We start from the raw sequence: 3,428 nt of genomic DNA, 5'->3' as shown, positions 1-3,428 counted from the left end.
AGCCCGCACGCTCCAGACGACGCGCTATGCCGCCCGCGCCCTGCCGGCCGCCACCACCAACGCCACATGCCCGGCGACGCTGATCGAGGAGGTGGCGAGCCCCGATGCCGAGGGGACGGCCCTAATCCGGCAGGCGGCCGAGAGCATGCGGCTCTCCGCCCGCGGCTTCCACCGGACCCTCCGGGTGGCGCGCACGCTGGCCGACCTCGACGGCGAGGCGCAGGTGCGCCGGCTGCACCTGGCCGAGGCCTTGTCCTATCGGGGCCGGAGCGACGCGTCCGCGGCGGCCGCGTGAGCGCGGACCTGGCCGTCACGATCGGGCAGGCCAGCGCGGCCGGCCGCAAGGATGCGAACCAGGATTTCCACGGTGCCCTGGTGCCGGTGCAGCCGGCGCTCGGCCTCAAAGGGATCGCGGTGGCGCTGGCCGACGGGATCAGCAGCAGCGCGGTCGGCGCCCTGGCGAGCGAGACCGCGGTCAAGAGCTTCCTCGGCGACTACTACGCCACCCCGGACACGTGGTCGGTGAAGTCCTCGGCGCAGCGGGTGATCGCGGCGACGAATTCCTGGCTCTACGCGCAGACACGGCGCGGGCACGACCCGCACGATGCCGACAAGGGCTACGTCACCACCTTCGATGCGCTTGTCCTAAAGGCGCGCACCGCGCACCTGTTCCATGTCGGCGATGCCCGGATCTGGCGTGTCGCCGGCCGGTCCTTGGAGCAACTCACCGAGGATCACAGAGTCGTGGTCTCCGCGGCGGAATCGTATCTCGGTCGCGCGCTCGGGGCGGGTGGGCATGTCGAGATCGATTATCACACGGCGAGCCTGGAGGCCGGCGACGTCTTCGTGCTGACGACCGACGGCGTCCACGAGCATGTCCGCCCGCGGGACGTGGCCGCCATGATCGCCGAGGCCGGAGACGATCTCGACGGCGCCGCCCGGGCGATCGTGGAGGCCGCGCACGAGGCCGGCAGCCCGGACAACCTGACCGTCCAGATCGTGCGGATCGACTCCGTGCCGGAGGGCGAGCCGGCCGACCTGCTCGGTGGCGTCGAGGGGCTCGATCCGGCACCCCTGCTCGATCCGCCGGCCGACTTCGACGGCTACCGGCTGCTGCGCACGCTGCATTCCGGGCCGCGCAGCCGGGTCTACCTGGCGCTCGACGCGGTGACCGGGGATCCGGTCGCGCTGAAGGTCCTATCCCTCGATCTGCGCGACGACCCGGCCCAGCGCAAGCGCTTCGCCCTGGAGGAGTGGATCGCCCGGCGGATCGACAGCCCGCACGTGCTCAAGGCCCATCCGCAGACCCGCCGCCGCAGCCACCTCTACACGGTCATGCGCTACGTCGAGGGTCAGACCCTGACCCAGTGGATGCGCGACCACCCGGCTCCCGAGTTGGAGGCGGTGCGCGGCCTCGTCGAGCAACTGGCGAAGGGCGTGCAGGCCTTCCACCGAAAAGAGATGGTCCACCAGGATCTGCGTCCCGACAACGTCCTGATCGACAAAGCCGGCACCGTCCAGGTCATCGATTTCGGGGCCACCAAGGTGGCCGGGGTGGTGGAGGGCGATCCCAGGCTCGATGCGGCCGAGATCCTGGGGACCGTGCAATACACGGCGCCGGAATGCTTCCTGGGCGAGCCGTCCACGGCCTGTTCCGACATCTTCGCGATGGGGGTGATCGCCTACCAGATGCTCACCGGCCGGCTGCCCTACGGTGACCGGGTGCCCCGGGCGTTGACGCGCGCGGCCCAGCGCAAGCTCCGCTACATTTCGGCCTGCAATGCCCGGCCGCTGTTGCCGGCCTGGGTCGATGGGGCGCTCCGGAAGGCCGTGCATGCCGATCCCGCCCGCCGGTACCAGGCGCTCTCGGAATTCGTCCACGATCTCCGGCACCCCAACCCGGCCTTCACGGAGACCCGACGGGCGTCGCTGCTGGAGCGCGATCCGCTGCTGTTCTGGCGGTTTCTGTCGCTGGTGCTGGGCCTCGTCGCACTCGGGCTGGCCGGCATCCTGATCGCCCACCCGCCCCGGTGACTCGGAGCGTCAACCGTCCAGTTCGGGATATCGGCGGAAGATCCCGTCCTCGTTGAACGGGATGCGCCGGTCGCTCGCCAGGTAGGCGGCGATGCGCGGGCGCTGCGCCACCGCTTCGTGCAGCCGGGCGACATGCGGCGTGTCGCGCAGGGCAGCATTGGATGCGTTCGGGAAGGCGTAGCGCAATCCGGCGACCAGCTGGAACAGGGATAGGTCGGCGTAGGACAGCTTTGATCCGACCAGGCGTTCGCTCCCGTTCGCCGCCAGCACGCGCTCGAAATACCCGAAGAATTTGGGGATGCGGTCCTGGCGGAACCCTTCGGCCCGGCGCGCGGCCTCCGGCTTCTGGTCGGCGTAGTACAGGCCGACCCCGAGGGGATGGTGCGTGTCGTGGGCCTCGTCCACCGCATCCGCGATGGTGAGCTGCAATTGGTGCGTCCAGATCCGGTCCGCCTCGGAGGCGCCGACGAGGCCGAGGCGCGGCCCGAGATAGAGCAGGATCGCGGTGCTCTGGCCGATCACGACATCGCCGTCGCGCAGGAACGGCGGCGCGAAGGGCGGTCGGCGATTGCCCGGATCGGTGAGGCGGTCGAGCATCGGCTCGATGCCGCCGGCCTCGTCGTCCCGCCGCGCGATGTCGACATAGTCGGCACCGGCCTCTTCGAGGGCGAGGCGGACGAACTCGCCGCGCCCCTGGATCATCGGCCAGTAATGCAACTCGTAGGGCATCGGGTCTCCTTCAGCGGGAAGACGCGGTGCCGGCGCGTGGTTCCCGCTCAGTTGCCCGGGGCGTCGCCGTCGGTCGCCTTCTCGGGCGGCGGCTCGGCGCTGGCGACCGCCTTGTGGGCCAGCATCGGCTGCAGGTGCTCGGCGAGCTGCTGGTCGAGATGCTTGACGTAGGCGCCCTTGAAGTAGCGCTCACCCGTCTTTGCGCCGTAGAGCCGGTCATGGGCCTGGATCATCGCGGCCACCTCCGGGCGGCACAGGAAACCGGTGATGCCCACCGCCTCGTACCAATGGCCGGCCCGGGCCTCGGCCGTCGCCTTCGGGTTCGCCAGCACGGTCTCGGCGAAGCATTCCGTCGCCGCCTGCCGCAGCGGGCCCAGAACCTTCTCGGCCTCCGCCTTGTTCACCACCGGCGCGGCCGGATGGCGGTGGGGACGCGCCTCAGCCGTCGATGCCAGCGCGAGAACGGCGAAGGTGGCGAGGATCGTGGACTTCATGCGGGCGGCCTCGTCGGGTGTCCGAATGGCGTTCAGCATTCCCTCATGATTGCGTCGGGATCGCGGCTGACGGGACGTTGCGTCCGCCCGATCTCGGGCAAGATGCGGACGATTTCGCGACCGCGCTCAGCCCCGCCGCTCGGCCCGCCAGCGGCCGCGGCAGGCGAGGGC

3 protein-coding genes and 1 pseudogene are annotated in these 3,428 nt (G+C 70.7%); 2 read left to right on the top strand and 2 right to left on the bottom strand.

Going from position 1 to position 3,428, the window contains the following annotated elements; translation table 11 throughout:
- A pseudogene (locus FV228_RS23975) lies at positions 1-295 on the top strand (ATP-binding protein); the annotation flags it as partial.
- Entirely contained in the window at positions 292-2,034 is a 1,743-nt protein-coding gene (locus FV228_RS23970; protein WP_147856854.1) for a bifunctional protein-serine/threonine kinase/phosphatase, read from the top strand. The pseudogene FV228_RS23975 and the gene FV228_RS23970, both read left to right, overlap by 4 nt.
- A 9-nt stretch (positions 2,035-2,043) precedes the next feature.
- Here FV228_RS23970 and FV228_RS23965 read toward each other — a convergent pair whose 3' ends face one another.
- Together FV228_RS23965 and FV228_RS23960 are read right to left on the bottom strand one after the other, a co-directional pair.
- A complete protein-coding gene (locus tag FV228_RS23965; RefSeq protein WP_147856853.1) occupies positions 2,044-2,763 on the bottom strand; it encodes a glutathione S-transferase in 720 nt (239 codons plus the stop codon).
- A gap of 47 nt (positions 2,764-2,810) precedes the next feature.
- Positions 2,811-3,257: a hypothetical protein gene (locus tag FV228_RS23960; RefSeq protein ID WP_147856855.1), complete on the bottom strand. Its 447-nt coding sequence runs from the start codon at positions 3,255-3,257 to the stop codon at positions 2,811-2,813.
- Positions 3,258-3,428: the final 171 nt, after the last annotated feature.

Source organism: Methylobacterium sp. WL18 (assembly GCF_008040015.1).
GTDB classification, from domain to species: domain Bacteria; phylum Pseudomonadota; class Alphaproteobacteria; order Rhizobiales; family Beijerinckiaceae; genus Methylobacterium; species Methylobacterium mesophilicum.
The sequence above is the reverse complement of the archived record's forward strand: the minus strand, read 5'-3'. Positions and strand labels throughout refer to the sequence as shown.